Source organism: Bacteroides sp. CACC 737 (assembly GCF_013874375.1).
GTDB lineage: Bacteria > Bacteroidota > Bacteroidia > Bacteroidales > Bacteroidaceae > Bacteroides > Bacteroides uniformis.
The window spans coordinates 2932936-2950608 of the sequence record NZ_CP059408.1; the positions used below are offsets into that span (position 1 = coordinate 2932936).

The window sequence follows — 17673 nt, forward strand, 5'->3', positions numbered from 1 at the left end:
AGAGAGAGGGTGTGTCAAAACGTTTTTCAGCTATCACTCCGTCAGACATTCGGCACACCCTCATCATTAATTGCTATGGTTTTGGCTTTGAGGTCACTTCTTCTTTTTAAGCGTTTTCGAGAAGGAGTAAGGAGCATCCTCCTCTCCTGTCCCACGCAGTTTGTTGGGCACATTGTCCATAGTGAAGCGCAGTGAGGAGCCGTTCGTCAGTTGCTCGTGTGTCAGAAAGTTGCGTGTATAGTCAACGCCATCCACAGTGAGTTTCTGCACGTAGCGGTTGGCACGACTATTTTCAGGAGCTTCAATCGTCACAGTCTTACCATTTTCCAAATGCAGACGTACAGAACGGAAAAGAGGAGCACCCAGCACATACTGGTCTGTACCCGGACAGACGGGATAGAATCCCAAAGCTGAAAACACGTACCAAGCAGATGTCTGGCCGTTGTCCTCATCACCGCAATAGCCGTCGGGATTGGCATTGTACATACGCTCCATAACCTCACGCAGCCAGTACTGCGCCTTCCACGGCTGGGAGGAATAATTATAGAGGTAAATCATGTGCTGTATAGGCTGGTTGCCGTGAGCGTAGTTACCCATATTCATGATCTGCATCTCCCGAATTTCGTGGATGACACTGCCATAATAACTTTCGTCGAACACAGGCGGCAACACAAACACGGAATCCATCATCTGGTTGAAGAAGTCCTTGCCACCCATCAGGTCAATGAGTCCTTGCGGATCGTGAAAAACCGACCATGAATAATGCCAACTGTTTCCTTCGGTGAAGGCGTCACCCCACTTCAAGGGATTGAACGGCGATTGGAATGTACCGTCTTCATTCTTGCCGCGCATCAACTTATGGGCAGGGTCGAAAAGATTCCGGTAGTTCAGCGCGCGTTTGGCAAAAGGAGCCAGTTCTTTCTTCGACTTGCCGAGCGAAAGTCCCAGCTGGTAGATGCACCAATCGTCATAGGCATACTCCAGCGTACGGGCTGCATTCTCGTTGATTCCCACATTATAAGGCACGTAACCCAGCTTATTGTAATACTCATGTCCCAAACGTCCGGTAGAGGAAACCTCGGGATGCACTTTCTCCGTACCGTTCTTCACAGCTTCCCATAATGTCTCGATGTCGTAGCCGCGCAGTCCCTTCAGCCAAGCATCTGCCACCACAGAGGCAGAATTGTTGCCCACCATGCACCCACGGTGTCCCGGACTGGCCCATTCGGGCAGGAAACCGCTCTCCTTGTAAGTATTGGCCAACCCTTCCTGCATCTTGGCATTCATGGATGGATACATCAGATTAAGGAAAGGGAAAAGACAACGGAAAGTGTCCCAGAAACCGGTGTCGGTAAACATATAGCCGGGCAGCACCTCACCATTATAGGGGCTGTAGTGCATTACCTGACCTTGCGCATCTATCTCGTAGAAACTGCGCGGGAAAAGCACCGAACGGTAGAAACAAGAGTAGAAAGTACGCAGACGGTCGAGGTCGGTATCCTGCACTTCAATGCGGCCCAGTACCCGGTTCCATTCGTCACGCCCAGCTTTCGCCACCTCTTCAAGCGTCCGGTCACCCAGTTCCTTCAAGTTCAACTCGGCCTGCTCGTGACTGATGAATGAGGAAGCCACACGTACATTCACCTGCTCGCCACGGAGGGTATGAAAACCTATGATGCCACCGGCATGATTGGCACCTGCCTCGGTGGTACGGGGGGCAATCTTTCCGTCCTTCACGGCAGCAGTATAAGTAAAAGGCTTATCGAACTGCAATACAAAATAGTTCTTGAAATTGCTTGGCACACCACCACTGTTCTTGGTGGTGTAGCCTATGATTTTCTTTTCAGCCGGAATGATTTTCACAAAAGAGCCATTGTCCATGGCATCGATCACCACATAGGCTTCCTCCGTTTCAGGGAAAGTGAAACGGAAGGCAGCGGCACGCTCGGTAGGAGCAAATTCCGCCGTCACATCATGGTCGGCAAGATAGACTTTATAATAATAAGGAGTGGCAGTCTCGGCTTTATGAGAAAACCAACTGGCACGCTCGTCCTGGTCGAAAGCCACCTTTCCGGTGATAGGCATAATGGCAAACTGTCCGTAATCGTTAATCCACGGACTGGGCTGGTGTGTCTGCTTGAATCCGCGAATCTTGTCGGCATCATAAGTATAAGCCCATCCATCCCCCATAGTACCGGTCTGTGGTGTCCAGAAATTCATACCCCAAGGCATTGCCACAGCAGGATAAGTGTTGCCCGTAGAAAGGGCATGCTTGGATTGCGTGCCAACCAAGGTGCTGACGTAATCAACAGGAGTAATCGGCTCGTCAACCGGCAGTAAGGCCGCCTGCATACCACCTACAAGAAGGAGGGCGGTTCCCCATGCAAAAAGTCTTTTCATTCGTTTAATAGATTTTGTCATTGTTTATTTCCAATCAGCTTGCCTTCAAGCATTTTCATGTAATATCCGCCTACTACCGAGCGGGCCTTGAAGCCACGCCAGTTGGGCTTGTCGGTAAACACCCAGTCGGACATAGGCACGCGGTCTATCGTTTCGTTCATGAACTTATGCAAGGGGACGATGAATTCACGGAAAGTGGCCAGGTCAGGAGCCATTGTAGCAGTCCACATGATCCAGTCGGTCTTGGTATAAGTCTCACGACTGTCCAGAGGCAAACCATAAATATTCTGCTTCGTCAGATAATAAGGTATCTCCATTTCTGCAATTTTTGTGTCAAAGATATTCAGTCCGAGCAATTTATCCCAGACAAGGTTGTACTTCTGGCTCCAGGTACCCGGCTTGTCAAAGGTCAGACGATAATGGCCACCGTCGTTGGCCATACGTTCCCACTCAGCCGCCATCTGACGGGCCTTCGTTGTATAGCTTTCGGCAACATCCTTCTTGCCGAGCATTTCGGCCAACCGGCCATAAGAGGCCACCCCTAAAATTGCCTTGATGGAAAGATTCGTGTTATGGGCAAAGTGTCCGGCGAAGTCGTCGGTACAGAGCTGGTTCTCAGGATCGAGTCCCTTTTCCACCAGATAGTCGGTCCAGGTGGTGAGCACTTCCCAATGTTTGGCCGCATAGCCGGCATTGCCCTCTACGGCAGCAATGGCAGCCGTAAGAATCAGCATGTTTCCACTCTCCTCAACCGGCATATCGCCTCCGTAAACCTGTCCGTTGGCAAGAGGATAGGTACCCAAATCATGGGCGGCGAAGGGCTTGGTCCATTTGCCGCTTTCACTATAATGGAAGATACCGTTCATCATGCCCTTCTCCAGTTCAGGATTATAGATCAGATAGAGGGGAGCCGAGGGGTAGGTCAGGTCCACCGTATTGATACAGCCGTTACTGTTGTTTTCCTTCGACAGCCACAAAAGGTCACCGTTGGGGGCTTCCACCAGCTTGTGGGCGGCAATGGACTGACGGTAGGCCAACGCGCAGAGTTCGGCATATTCCTTGCCGCCTACGGCAGAAGCATCCTCCATTAACTTTTTATCGAAGACATAGCAGCGTGCCAGCAACTCGTCATACTCATTGTAGGCGGCCAGCATTTCCGACTCGATGGTACGGTCGCCTTTCGAGTTCCAGTAAGGACGCAAGTTTGTACCGAAGTATTGGATGGAATAGATGTCGTCATATCCCAGCATTATCTTATCGGTAACCTTCCTCACTTTACCATAGTCACGCACCAAGGCCATATTCCCGTTGCTGTCCTCACCCGCAAGCGAAGCTGAATTAAAGGTGCCGTTCACGAAGTTCTTGCGCAGTTCGGTACTGTTGCCGATGCTGTATGCTGTGTTTTCTTTACCGGAAACCATGTAGAAATATCCCCAGTCAATGCGAAGGTCATCGCCCTGCTTAGCCAGGATATTCTGCTCTTTGCTTCCGCTCTTCAAGTAAAGCAGCCCGTCAGCTTCATATCCCTCGCTTGCAGATTGCTGGTAAGGCTGGTCGAGCGCCCAGCGCGGCGAGGCCTCAAAGTACACCTCCACATCGTGTTCCTTGCCATCACGGGCAGCAACACTGTAAGTAAGGTAATTCACGGGGCGGCTCAACAGCTTCAGGTCTTCCATGAAAAGAGGTGCCGTGAAAGTGACTTTCAAGTCGACATCACCACAGGTAAAAGCGTAGTGTGTCTGCATGGGCTGCACGTCGGCAGAGGTCTGCACGGCTGTGTTGCCAAACACGGTTTCCTGATGTTTCGGAATCTGCAGGCCGAAGTCGAGCAGACCGTTGCCGACCGGATTGATACACTCGGCGGCAATGATGTTGTCTCCTTGTTTCAAAGCAGCCAAAGCCTCATCGGAAAGTTTCACGACTTTGTTCTTATTGCATGTGGTTCCCGTACTGTGTATCTTCACTCCGTTGATATAGAATACGGCATCATCATCATTGGAGAATTCCAGATAGACAGGTATGCCGGTCAAATCGCGGTCGATATTTACCGTACGGCGCACCCAAATATTGCGGGTCCCCCATTGGGTCTTGGCTGTAGGCTCATTTTCTTTGGTACCAAAGGCACCACGGTCCGACTTCCATCCGGAATCATTGTAATCGGCAGATGCCCAGTCGCCAGCGGGCTTGTCTGTGATATACCGTCCAGTCCAGTCCCCTTGCTGAGAGGTGGGCACGATTGCATTCATCTCCAATTCTTCAGTCCCCATAAAACGGTAGGAAACACCGTCTACCTTCACCACGCCAATCAGAGGGAAATCCTTACCCGTCCAATGGCGAACGGGGCTGTCATAAAGGTTATCGCTCATGGACCATGCACTGGCATAAGGGTCGATGGTAACAAGCGGGTAGGCTGGAGCTCTCAAGTCATTCTTGACGACTTCATAAGACGTATCCTTGTCACTGCACGCAAAAAGGCATGATGCCAACAAGGGGTATAAAAGCTTTTTTCTCATATCGTTTGTATAATTATATATGTTAATATTGATGCCCTCTAACGAATAAAATTACGATACTTCATTCGCATTAAAAAATTCTTGATTGCAAATATCCATTAAAGCACCAATATATAAAGACACATACTGCTCTATAAAAGAAAAAAACTGTTCAAAAAGCCCTGTACAAGCTTCTTTTATTACTTTTTTGTGGGTCTAGCATTATAATCCCCCATACACGCTTAATCCTGCTTACTCTTGTTCGAGGGTTTCTGCATACGCTTATTCAGGCTGACAGGAGTACCTAAAACCGGGAAACCTCTTTCATCCCATGATATTTTCTGTATTCGTGGCGACCTCAGTTCGCCACTGCCGATTACTCCATTGGGCAGATTTCTGGCGTGATACAACACGTACCACTCGCTGCTGTCGGGCGATGGAACAAACGAAGCGCCGCCAGGTCCCCATACACTATCATTCATAGACAAAGAAAATACCGGTTCCTTTTCCTTGACCCATGAAACCGGAGCCAACAAATCGGCATCCGCATCGCAGTGCAATAATCCCACACAATAGTAAGGTGTCCAACATCCGCTTGCCGAATACAAGATAAACAACTTGTCGCCATTGAGCGACTTTATAAAATATGGAGCTTCATTGACATATATCGGGTAGGCCGTCCTACTGCCATCAGGATTTATCCATTGTCTTTCCCAACTGAATGTAGGCTCTGAAATCATCACCCTTTCACTGCTGAGTGTCCACGGATTTTTCATGCTTGCTATGTATATACACTGAGTCTCTTCCATCACTCTTCGTTGAGACCATCCGCTCCAAATAAGGTATTGCGTGTTGTTATGCACGAACGTTGACGCATGTATTCCCCAGTTCCAATCTATATTGGAAATAATCGGTCCCTTTTGCTTGAATTCTCCTGTCATTGGTGTCTCTGCATCATTTTCAAGCACAAATATCTGATGGTTGTCGGTATTACCGTCATCCGCGGCATAATATATATACCATTTATTATTAATCCTATGTATCTCCGGTGCCCATAAGTTGTGCCTTCCCACATCTTCTTTCGGTCTCCACACTTCTTTGCATAAAGAATTTCCCATGTCTGTTATATCATCGGCTTCCCATAGCAATATCCTATCGTTCGTTTCATGCGTATAGTAATATTTTCCTTTATAAAAAATAGCTTGCGGATTATGCCCTGAGGATAGAATGGGATTTTGAAACGTGTTCGAAACGCAATCATTATTTTCTGAAACTTTATGCAGGCATGAAGTCACACTGCATATCACCATGATTATAGCAAAGACTAAACTTTTACGCATATCAAGATTAGATTTAATGAAATGAGTTGCTATCAATATCAAAAGACGCACACAAAAGTAATAAAAAACGTATAAATAGGGCTTTTTGAACAGTTTTTTTCTTTTATAAATCAGTATATGGCTTTACATGTTGATTCTTTGGGGAATATTTGTAGTCGAGAAATCCTTATGTGGAAATTGAAAAGACTTTCAATATGATTAATACCATTTTAAAACAATCAAGAACAATGAAAAAACTTATCGTTGTCGCCATATTCCTATTGATGGCGCAGTTTGGTAATGCTGAGACTTTACCCAGAAAAGAGTATCCTCGCCCTCAGTTCGAACGCGAGCAGTGGATTAACCTGAACGGTACATGGACTTTCGATTTCGACTTCGGGCAATCGGGAGAAAACCGCCAGTTATACAATTCCGAACATCTAGGCAAGGATATAACCGTGCCGTTTTGTCCCGAGAGCAAATTGTCAGGTGTAACACACACCGATTTCATCAATTGCATGTGGTATCAAAGAAAGATTTCAATACCGGAAAACTGGAAGGATAAAAAGATATTCTTGAACTTCGGTGCGATAGACTATTGGTCCGAGATTTACATTGACGGAAAAAGCGTGCAGGAACACTGGGGAGGCAGTTCTTCTTTTTCCGTAGATTTGACACGCTTTGTCACTCCGGGAAACACGCACAACCTTGTAGTCCATGTGAAGGACAATTTGCGCTCTGGAAAGCAAACCGGAGGAAAGCAATGCTCCCGATACCACTCCGAGGGATGTTCATACACTCGTGTTACAGGCATTTGGCAAACAGTTTGGCTTGAAGCGGTAGATAAAAACGGACTGAAATCGTCTGTCGTACGTCCCGACATAGACCAAAACCAACTTTCAATACTCCCAGAGTTCCATAACGAATCGGACAACATCTTGGAAGTGGTACTTAAAGACGAAGACAAAATCATAGCAAGAAAAGAAGTAAAATGCTCTAACTCGGCATGTATAGTACTTCCGGTGAAGAAGCCGAAATTATGGTCACCGGAATCTCCATTTTTGTACGACCTAATTTATAGGGTAAAAGACATGTCGGGTAACATAGTGGACGAAGTTCATTCATACGCGGGAATGAGAAAGGTACATACGGCAAACGGCATATTTTACCTCAACAACCAGCCTTACTTCCAACGTCTCGTACTTGACCAGGGATACTATCCCGACGGTATATGGACAGCTCCGTCCGACGAAGCACTCAAGAATGACATCATGCTTGGAAAAAGCGCAGGTTTCAATGGCGCCCGTCTTCACCAAAAGGTATTCGAAGAAAGATACTATTACTGGGCAGACAAATTAGGCTACATCACATGGGGCGAAAGCGCAAGTTGGGGAATGGACATCAATGACGAACTTGCCGTGCGAAACTTCATCAGCGAATGGAGCGACATAGTAGCCCGCGACCGTAACCATCCGTCTCTTGTCACATGGACTCCATTCAACGAGACATGGGGAAGCAGGGAAAGTACTTATCCGCGCCTGATTCGCGATGTGTATAATGTCACCAAAAGCATGGATGCCACACGGCCTATAAATGACGCCAGTGGCGATGACCACATACTTACCGACATCTGGAGTGTGCACAACTACACACAGGAGGGAAACAAATTGGAAGAACAGTTAGAGTTCAAAGACGGAAAAGAGCCATATCGCAATGCCAATAAGAATTTCTTGGCTGTGTACGAAGGACAACCGTATATGGTAGATGAGTTCGGAGGAATCGGATGGATGAAAGCCGAAGAACGTAAAAACTCGTGGGGATACGGCAACATCCCGCAAACAGAAGAAGAGTTTTACAAACGCCTTGACTCACAAATAAAGGCGCTGAAAAACTCAAAACATGTAGTAGGTTTTTGTTATACACAACTTACCGATGTGGAACAGGAAAAGAACGGAGTTTATTATTATGATCGCACTCCTAAACTGGACATGAAGCGTATCAAATCCATATTTGAACAGATACCTTCGTCACATACCAACCTTAAATAACGTGGGTTCGAAATAAAATCAAAAAATAGCAAGTTGTCCGTCATTGACAAAATTTACGTCAATGACGGACTTCTTTTCAAAAAAGCAGTATGCCGCCGACAAGGAGTTGGCTATAAAGTTATTGAATGAACGATGTCTTGAGTGTTCAATCTGTGCGATGTTTTTCAGTTCGTCATTGCCCATTTCAACCAAGGTGCTTTTTCTGAGCAGAATCTTGTCAGCAATACTCATCAGTGAGTTCCTCATATTATTTTTAACTTTAGTAACAAACTGTATGCCATTCAGGAAAAGATTTTCAAACAGAGCCTGACCTATATATCCCTTGTCTGCACATAGTTTTCCTTTGATGTTTTCCAGAAACTTACCCTGTTTCAACGGTTCCCGGTAATCCACGTTTCCAGGCGTGAACATGAAATTGAGGATCTCTCCTTTGTCATTGATTATCAGATGCAGCTTGAATCTGAAGAACCATCCTATAAAACATCTTCCACGCTCGGCAAGCCCTTCAAATGTCTTATGAATCAAGATTCTTTAGTTACGGCATACACGTAAGGGAGTGGAGTCAACGAAACTGATGCCGGTACAGGTTCCCAGCAGGACTTTTTTTGATGAAGATGGTCATGGGAAGCAATACTTCCTTCTCCAGTTCTATAAAACGGTTAGTATAAGAAACATGACGCGGAAAAAAGGTGTTTCAGATGTTTACAGACATACTCCTTGTAGTAATGCTTGAAACAACGGAAACCACCGGAGTGAAACAGGATTAGAATAACCATAATCTCTGCATCACTCATACGGTTGGGGTTGTTACGATGCTTGGTCTTCTTATCCTCAATCATATATTTTTCCTGTTGAAATGTAAATTCCTTGCAAAAATCATCGGCCATACCTGGAAACATAGTGGTAATCGTTTAAATGTTATAATTGAGCACTATAATTTAATACTTTTATCGCTATGTTTCTAATTATAAGTGAAAGATATTTATTCTTATATCGAACTCACGTTAAATTAAGGCTCGCTTAGCTATTTAGGTTACAAAAAGTATATTTTAAGTGTTACGACATCCAAGTGTCGTATACTTAAAAACAGTAAAAAAGAAAAGAAGAAGAAATAGAGAGGAGGGAAGATTAAAACAAGGTTTTCACTCCTCTCAAAGCCGTAAATAGCCGGGACATAAATCTTTAGCTGCTAATTGCATGTTGGGAAAGCAGAAATCCTCAACCTCATAGCTCCCATCGGCACAAGTTCAATATCATCAACCTGCTCCGACCTTGCCGACCACTCATCCGGCAGTACACCGCAAAGTTTGTATTCATCTACCGACCAATCTGGAACGATTCTTCCTTTTGCTTGAAAAATCAGAGGCACATTCTCTGAAGTGAATGGATTAACCTTCGGTTCCAATTTTCTGTGTTCCTTCAACATAACCCCTGAATTGATTTGCAAGGCATAGTTCCACGGAGTTTCCGGATAGATTTCGTATGAAGGCCATTTTTCCACATCCGCTCCTTCTTGCCACTGGGAATCCCAAATAACCGTTTCCGTACTATTCTTTTTTACATATTTTTCTCCTATTTTCAACGACAAAGTCAAAGGACCGTAATCTACACTGACACTGTTTTTATTTACTTGCCATGTTCTATAAGATATTTCCATCGGGAAGTCCGCTTCTATACAATCTCCGTTTTCCCACTCGCGTTGAATCCGTAAATATTCTCCTTCTGCAAAATCGGCATTTATTTTTTTTCCGTTTACTTTCACTTCCGCAGCTTTCGTCCAACTTGGTATACGAATATAAAAGGGGAAAGCTACCGTTTTATTGCTCTCTATTGTAAATGAGATGTGAGAATCGAACGGATAATCTGTCCGCTCTTTAATGAGCACCGTTTCACAATCACTCACTTTCACCGTTACATCACAACTGTTATAAAGGACGGCTGCCACTCCATTGTCTGGTGTAGCCATCATCAAATGTTCCACGTAATAGGGCCATGCGAAGCCATGATTGTGCTGGCAGCAGCGGCTACTGAACGGATTCATGGCCAAAAATGGACCGGCATTGTCAATGCCGGGCTTATGATTTTCGCTATCGCTCATCACCATGTTTGGTGAGGTAATATAACGAAGCGACCTCATATCCGGCATAAATGCAGCCGGAAAACTATTGAAAGCCACATCTTCACAATTCTCTGCCCAATAAGTATCTCCGGTAATCAAAAGCATAATTTCATCCGAAGCCATCTGCTCGGCAAAGCCACAGGTTTCAGTTCCTTGACGAGGGTCAAAGAACCCCATGCGGGCATTTTCATCTGCCCCGAACATTCCACCGGGTACCTGTCCAAATGTACGTCGAATTAAACTCTGTACATTATAGCTTGCCGACAAATACTTCCTTTCACCATTGAACAGGTAGTAAGTGGCCGGTTCACGAAAGCACTGGGCAACATTCACATTATGCCAGTTCGGGAGTTCGGTTGATTTTGTCCAATCTGCCGTATTTCGATGCAACTTTTCTGCCAATTTCAGCAAGTCTTTATCACCAGTACGGTTGTAAAGCCAAACTACACTCCAGAGATTATCACCACCACGACTGTTTTCCCAATAAGACGACAAGAACTTTTCATCCGGCACGCTCAGTTGATAGTGGAAATAACGGGTCATGAAATCAATGACTCGCTCGTCCGAAGAGTATTCATAATAAGATTGAAGAATCCATAATGCTACCATATTTGACCAAAAATCCTGAGAGCCGTTCACTTCGATATAGGGACCAAAATTCCCGTCTGCACGTTGGCTGCCCAGAATCGCTTCAATCCATGTCTTCGCCTCCTTCAACATTCTTTCATCTTCCAGCAAATAGGCCACTTCGGCATATCCCCGCAGCCAATAAGGGACTTCTTCCCAGCCCCATTTACCACCGGACTTCAGCCACGCATTGTCTTCTTTCTGCAGCCAAGCACTGATTTCGCCTAAATGTCCGTTCAGACCATCGCGTTGTAATTCCAGCATGGTTCGTACCCAACCTTCGGGACGAATGCTGCCGACTGGTAGTTTGATGAACCGCATGGGCTGTAGCGGCGCACGGTTACTGACATAATTTATATTAACTTTCTCTGTGGGAATGACATTGAGCATTTGGGCTTCATCATAGGATGTTACTGAAGAACAAGAGGCCGCACATAATACCAATGCAAGGATATATGATTTATTCATTTACTATTTTCATTAAAAACAAAACTCTATTTTTCTATGTCGCTATCACAACTAATAACACTTATTATCTGTCAGAATACGTTCATGCCAGACGAACCCAAAGAAGGGGAAAAAGGGCAAAACCGGCACCCTCTTCCCCCCTATTCAACAATCTTTATCTGACAAGACAATTATTTCAAGCGGAATACCTCGGAATAGATTCCTTGGTCAGAACCTTTAGGCCATATACAGATACGACCGAACAAAGTCCCTCTTTTCAGAGCCGTCTGAAACATTTGATGATTCGTATAATCTTTTGTAGCAAAAGTATATGTTTTCCCAGTTTCATCGTAACTGCCCATGTTATCCATTTCATCGTAACGGTCCACATTGTGTTCGCCGTCACTCAAGAATTGGGTAGTGCCCAACATAACAAACACACGGTCAATGCCTGTGCCTGCAATCTTGTTCACCGTAAACGAAGCATTCACTTTGTTGCCGTCCAAACTCATTTGCGCATTGTCCACCAAGTAATAAGGAGTCACCTCCACATCCACTTCCGCATGTCCGCGCAGGCTTACTTCTATCGTGTCGCGTCCGGCAGGGCTCCAAGGACCGTTTCCGTCCTTGGTAATCAGTTGGTACTGACCATCGAAAATACATACGGAGAACTCACCGTTCTGGTTGACGAATACTTCTACCGGATCGTGCTTCGCATAGCCACGCTGGTACAGTTGCAATCTCACCGCCTCGTTTCCGCACAGTTGCAAAGGTTCGCCTTTATAAACCACTCTTCCTCTGATAAAAGAAGTAGGTTCATCATAATTATCCTTCATACAGCTCGTAAGAGTCAAAGCCGTCAAAAGAATAGCTGAAAAAACTTTAGATATCGTTTTCATGTTCTTTGTTTCTTCTTTTTAAAGTTATTGATAGGGATTCTTCACCAACTTCGGATTGTTGTTTATCCAACCATTGTCTATTTCAGAATAGTACTGCACATCGGTACATTTCAATGGACGACGCCACAAATCCAATTTCTGCATGTCTTTCTCAATGAACGCCCATTTACCATTATTCACATCGCCCGGAGCCACTACACGGTAAGGCCACAAGCCCAGACGCTTTGATGTACGCGTATCTTCGCTTCCAGTCCAAATCTTGTCTGCTTCCATCCAGCGTTTCAGATTCCACCAGCGACCTCCTTCGAAGGCCAACTCTACACGATACTCGTGCATGATTCGTTCGTGGTCAATCATTGTCAAAGGCAATACACCTGCACGTGAACGAACCTCATTGATGTATTTCAATGCTTCCGTGTCACTATTATTGCGCGACAGCTCCCAGCTTGCTTCGGCAGCAATCAGATAAGCTTCGGCAATACGGAAATAAACATTCCACATAGCTGATCCTCTACCGATGGTACCTGCCGACGGAGTGGCATCCAAGTACTTGCGTACATAAAATCCTGTACGGTTTATCTCGCGCTCGTTTCCTCCGAACGGACCGTTATTGGCTGTAATCAGGTTGCCGCTATCATCGTGCGAATTGCGTGCACCTGTCAGTTCAACCCAGTTTCCATTCTCTTTCCTCAACTGTCCGGCTTGCATTTCAATCACTTTGCTGTCGAAAGTACTGCCCGGTACGATGATGGAGCCCATCAAACGCGGATCTCGTTCAAGGAAAAGTTCAGTGGGATCATCGAAGAAACGTGGATTATCCGGTGTACCAACTTCGAACGGCACGGTCGTTCCTCTCTGTTCTTCGGGAGCGTTTATCGGTTCGAATGCCTCTACCAAATTCAGAAGTACAGAGAGACGGTCGCTTCCGGTATCCTGCTCAATGCTTTTGGGCAGATTGTTTTTCGTAAATCCGTGAGTTTGTCCCGGTGACACGTAGTCGCGTGTCCAGATAACTTCCGTATTGCCGTCTTTCTGGCACACGGCCTTGTAGAAGTTGTCGGCATAAGCCTGCGGTGTATTGTCTTTGGCACGCATCAGAGTGTACGGACCATTCTCAATCACCTCCTTGGCAGCAGCCAAAGCTGTTTCATAATAATCCTTGGCACGCGAAGCCGGAATGCCGACCTCACCACCAGCAGTACGCAACTGAGGATGTGCTTCTACCGTGTTGTAAGTAGCAAGTGAAGCTGCAGTCAGCGCCGCACGAGCCTCAAGCATCTTCGCTACCCAATAGTTGGCGCGTGCAGAATTTCTATTGGTATCCTTAGTAAGCATCCGGGCTGCTTCCTGGCATTCTGAAATGACATAGTCATAAAGAGCCTCTTCCGTAGAACGGGGCACTTGCAGTGTCGTGATGTCCATGCCGGGCGTATAGTCGAATACCTGGTCGCCTACAATGGGCACACCGCCCAAAGTACGTCCCATACAGAAATAGAGCCATGCGCGGATGTAGCGCACTTCACCCATGTAAGCCGTCTTGGTCGCCTCATCCACAGCGGCAGAGGGCTTGATAGCTTCCAAGAACTGGTTCAGGTCGTGCACCAGCGTATAATCATAATTGCGCCACTTGTTGCGATCGATATTCTGGTCATCGTTCGTATCATAATGAATCACCTCATCCAGCATAGTCCACTGATCCCAATCATCGATGCGCTGGCCGATGGTCACCCGACCGTAAAAGTTGGCCAATACCGATTTCACCAGTTCAGGGTCACCGAAAGTCTGATCCTGTGTCAGCAACGTATCGGGCTTCGTATCCAGGAAACCGCTACAACTGCTCATTGACAACATTGCAGCAACCGCGGCTGCAAACAAATATCTTTTTTTCATTGCTTACTTAAAATTTAAGATTAACACCAAGGTTTATCACTCTCATCGGCGGATAGTCCAAACCGTTATCCGAAACACATTCCGGATCCATTACCGACAGATTGGAGAGGGTCAGCAGATTGGTACCCGAAACAAACACACGCAGGTTGCTGATACCGCTACGTCCCAGCCAATTCTTGGGTAGCGTATAGCCGAACTCCAGGTTACGGAGCTTGATATAGCGCACATTGTGTAGCCAGAAGGTACTTTTGTCGTAAGCACTGGTTTCGTCCGAATTCAGACGGAGCATCGGATATTTGCCCGGAATCAATTCACTGTTGGCATCCCAGATGTCGGACAGATGCCAGGCATCTTTCAACACTTCATCGGGGCTATTACCATCGTTTTGGAAGGGACGGGCCGTCTCATAGCATTGCTGCCACGAAGTCATTCCCGAACCGGTCCAGTCCATGGCAAGGTCGAAACCTTTCCAGGAAGCCGCTAAATTGATACCGAAGTTCAGGGTTGGCGTACTGTCTACACGATAACCGATGGGACGTTCGTCCAGATAGTTGATAACACCGTCATTATTCTGGTCTTTGTACTTGATATCGCCCGGAACTACTGTACGGTTACCTTTGCGGTCGTTGTCAATAGGATAGTTAGCAATTTCTTCCCAGCTATTGAAGCGGCCCACAGCCTCATATCCCCAGTTCACATAGCCCACACGATGCCAGATGCTGTTGCGATATTCATCCCATGAATTGCTGAAACGGGGTTTATACTGTTCCCAATCCCAGAAGCGCGAATAAGTGACATTGGCTCCCACACTGTAGTTGAAATCGTTGATATGGTCGGTCCAACCGATTGAAGCATCGAAACCACGGTGCATATCCGAACGCAAATTTTCTTTCGGCAAGCCAAAGCCCACTTCACTCGGAATCAATACATCGTAACGAGATTCGGAGATACCTTCGCGAATACGACGGAAGTAATCAAGCTGCACGTTCAGACGATTGTTAAAGAAACCAAGGTCGATACCGAGGTCCAGAATCTTGGAAGTCATCCATGACAAAGTCTGGTTAGGCAAGCCACGAGTAGACGTACCTACCACCCAGTTGCCATCAAGCACAGCACCGCCACTGTTATAGTTATAACCCGGCAAGAAATCGAAGGCAGAATAGTCGGCCACAGCATCATCACCCACTTCACCATACGAACCGCGCAACTTGAAGTTGGTAACGATATTACCTATTTTACTCTCTTTCCAGAAGTTTTCTTCCGAAACACGCCATCCCAAAGAGGCAGAGGGGAAGAAGCCCCAACGATGTCCCGGACGGAATTTCCACGAACCGTCCCAACGGCCAATCAGTTCTATCAAGTACCTGTCGGCATAGTTATAGTTGATACGTCCCAAATATCCCATACGGGCCTCCGTGCGGTCGCCATCATCATTGAACTCTACAAGTTCCTTCAAGCGAATCAAATCCATACTGTTGGAAACCGGCGTAGAGTGGAGCCACATGCGGGGACGCTTGCGCTGGCTGGCCTCGAAACCTGCCACGGCCACAATGGAGTGATCGCCAAACTTGCGGTCAAAGTTCAACTGAAAGTTAGAGAACTGATCTTCCACTTTTTCGCGGTTGCGTTCACGGTAAGGGTTAGCCATGCGGTCAGTCACGTAATACGAATCACTATTTTCGTCGTAACCATACAGTTCATAAGTATATTCCTGGTTATCCAGTTCATTATAAGCATAGTAGTAGCCCAACATTCCCTTGAACTTCAGCCCTTTCAAAATTTCATACTCAGCTGTACCATTCAATTGAATCACCCGCCATACATCGGAAACCTTACCGGTAGTTTCGTAATTCAAGATAGCAAAATTTGTTTCGGCCTGGTCTGATACCTTTTGCGGATAGTTAGGATTATCATTGGCAAACGGACGTTTGGTTGGCTGATTCTTCATCGTAGCGAAACGCGGCAACCAAGTATCATCAGCTCCAGGAACTCCCGGATGACGGCGGTCTTCAATACGTCCGTTCATGCTTGCACCCACTTTGAGGCGCTCGTTTACATTCATCTCAATGTTCATCTGGGCATTGGTACGACGGAAACCACCGTAGTTGCGGATGGTGGCATCCTGGTTGATGTGAGACACGGCTACATAGTAATTTGCCTTATCCGTACCGCCCGAGAAGCTTGTATTGACATAATATTGCGGAGCAGATACCCAGATATAATCGCTCCAATTCCATCCTTGGTAGTTACGCTCCGTACCTGCCATCCATTTGTCATACTCTTCCTTGTTATAACGGCGGTCGCCTCCGGTACGTCCCGAAAAAGTTTCTGCTGTAGTATAGGCATGTACATAGTCCTTCACACCGGCAGGGCTGATGAACTTGGAGTTCTTCTGCCAACCGTAATAAGCGTTCACCGAAACAGTATTCTTCGAGTTGCGTACCCCCTTCTTGGTAGTCACCACCACCACGCCATTGGCAGCACGTACACCGTATAGAGCTGCCGATGCATCCTTCAGTACAGAAACAGACTCGATATCGTTGAAGTCCATCTGGCTGAACTGTCCTGAGTCAGAGATGACACCATCAATCACGAAGAGCGGAGTACCCATGTTACGAATCTGCAAAGCAGTTTCGGCACCGGGACGTCCATCTTGCTGGCGTGTATTCACACCAGCAATCTTACCTACCAACGCACCACCTGCTGTAACGGCCGAAGATCGCGCAATGTCCTCCGAACGTACCGAAGAGACTGCACCGGTCAGCGTAGCTTTCTTCTGCGCCATACCAAAACCGGTAATTACAACTTCGTCCAGTACTTCCGTGTCTTCTTTCAATGTCACAGTTACCTTATTGGAAGCCCCAACGGTCACTTTTTGGGCCTTGTACCCGATGAACGAGATTTCAAGAGTCGCATCGGTTGCCACGGTCAGTGAGAATTCTCCATTGACATCGGTAATTGTTCCTGTTGTGCTCCCCACAGCTTTGACATTGGCCCCAATGATGGGTTCTCCATTTACATCCACTACGACTCCCTTTACGGTGCGCTGTTGTTGGACCAAATTCATTGCCAGTACAATTTCTTCAGACGGATTGTCCGCTGTAGCATAAACGAATGTACTTGGCAAAAAAGAAAATGCAGCCATACATAAGGATATGTTCCACATTCTCCTACTACTTGCTAAATAAACTAAATGCTCTTTTCTAGACATAGTACATTTTTTAATTAATAAGGTTATATTATCAAAATATAGCAAAAGTTTCGCTTGTAAAGTTGCTTTCTTCTATTAGTAGTATTGCAAATCAACAATAAACGACAGAAAAAACAGGGAAGTCATTGGTCAATAAACAACATAAACTGTTCTCCGATTCATTTATGGCATTCATAGAACAGGATTTGCTATTTTTTGGTATTCTTTTTTTGTGTTATTTT

At 46.1% G+C, this 17673-nt stretch carries 8 protein-coding genes and 1 pseudogene; 1 reads left to right on the top strand and 8 read right to left on the bottom strand.

The window, feature by feature from the left end; translation table 11 throughout:
- Nucleotides 1-93 precede the first annotated feature (93 nt).
- From H1A11_RS12640 to H1A11_RS12650, 3 genes are all read right to left on the bottom strand, one after another.
- On the bottom strand, nucleotides 94-2400 hold the full coding sequence (locus tag H1A11_RS12640; RefSeq protein ID WP_138344911.1) for a GH92 family glycosyl hydrolase: 2307 nt from the start codon (nucleotides 2398-2400) through the stop codon (nucleotides 94-96).
- A gap of 17 nt (nucleotides 2401-2417) precedes the next feature.
- Complete coding sequence (locus H1A11_RS12645) at nucleotides 2418-4913, bottom strand: glutaminase domain-containing protein (RefSeq protein WP_138344909.1); 2496 nt, start codon at nucleotides 4911-4913, stop codon at nucleotides 2418-2420.
- 221 nt (nucleotides 4914-5134) lie between these two features.
- Nucleotides 5135-6232: a family 43 glycosylhydrolase gene (locus H1A11_RS12650; RefSeq protein WP_138344907.1), complete on the bottom strand. Its 1098-nt coding sequence runs from the start codon at nucleotides 6230-6232 to the stop codon at nucleotides 5135-5137.
- A gap of 227 nt (nucleotides 6233-6459) precedes the next feature.
- Between H1A11_RS12650 and H1A11_RS12655 the strand changes: the two genes are divergently transcribed.
- Complete coding sequence (locus H1A11_RS12655) at nucleotides 6460-8259, top strand: glycoside hydrolase family 2 protein (RefSeq protein WP_138344905.1); 1800 nt, start codon at nucleotides 6460-6462, stop codon at nucleotides 8257-8259.
- Nucleotides 8260-8277: 18 nt separating this feature from the next.
- Here the strand turns inward: H1A11_RS12655 and H1A11_RS12660 are convergent.
- From H1A11_RS12660 to H1A11_RS12680, 5 genes and pseudogenes are all read right to left on the bottom strand, one after another.
- Nucleotides 8278-9146, bottom strand: a pseudogene (locus H1A11_RS12660) (IS982 family transposase).
- A 302-nt stretch (nucleotides 9147-9448) separates the two neighbouring features.
- Nucleotides 9449-11473, bottom strand: a complete 2025-nt coding sequence (locus tag H1A11_RS12665; RefSeq protein WP_181757294.1) for a beta-L-arabinofuranosidase domain-containing protein — start codon at nucleotides 11471-11473, stop codon at nucleotides 9449-9451.
- Between the two features lie 170 nt (nucleotides 11474-11643).
- Nucleotides 11644-12351, bottom strand: coding sequence for a DUF3823 domain-containing protein (locus H1A11_RS12670; RefSeq protein ID WP_174647254.1), 708 nt, complete (start codon nucleotides 12349-12351; stop codon nucleotides 11644-11646).
- A gap of 24 nt (nucleotides 12352-12375) precedes the next feature.
- The gene (locus tag H1A11_RS12675) at nucleotides 12376-14241 is read right to left on the bottom strand and encodes a RagB/SusD family nutrient uptake outer membrane protein (protein WP_138344899.1); all 1866 of its coding nucleotides are present in this window, start codon (nucleotides 14239-14241) and stop codon (nucleotides 12376-12378) included.
- 7 nt (nucleotides 14242-14248) lie between these two features.
- Nucleotides 14249-17452: a TonB-dependent receptor gene (locus H1A11_RS12680; RefSeq protein ID WP_181757295.1), complete on the bottom strand. Its 3204-nt coding sequence runs from the start codon at nucleotides 17450-17452 to the stop codon at nucleotides 14249-14251.
- Between the last annotated feature and the right edge of the window lie 221 nt (nucleotides 17453-17673).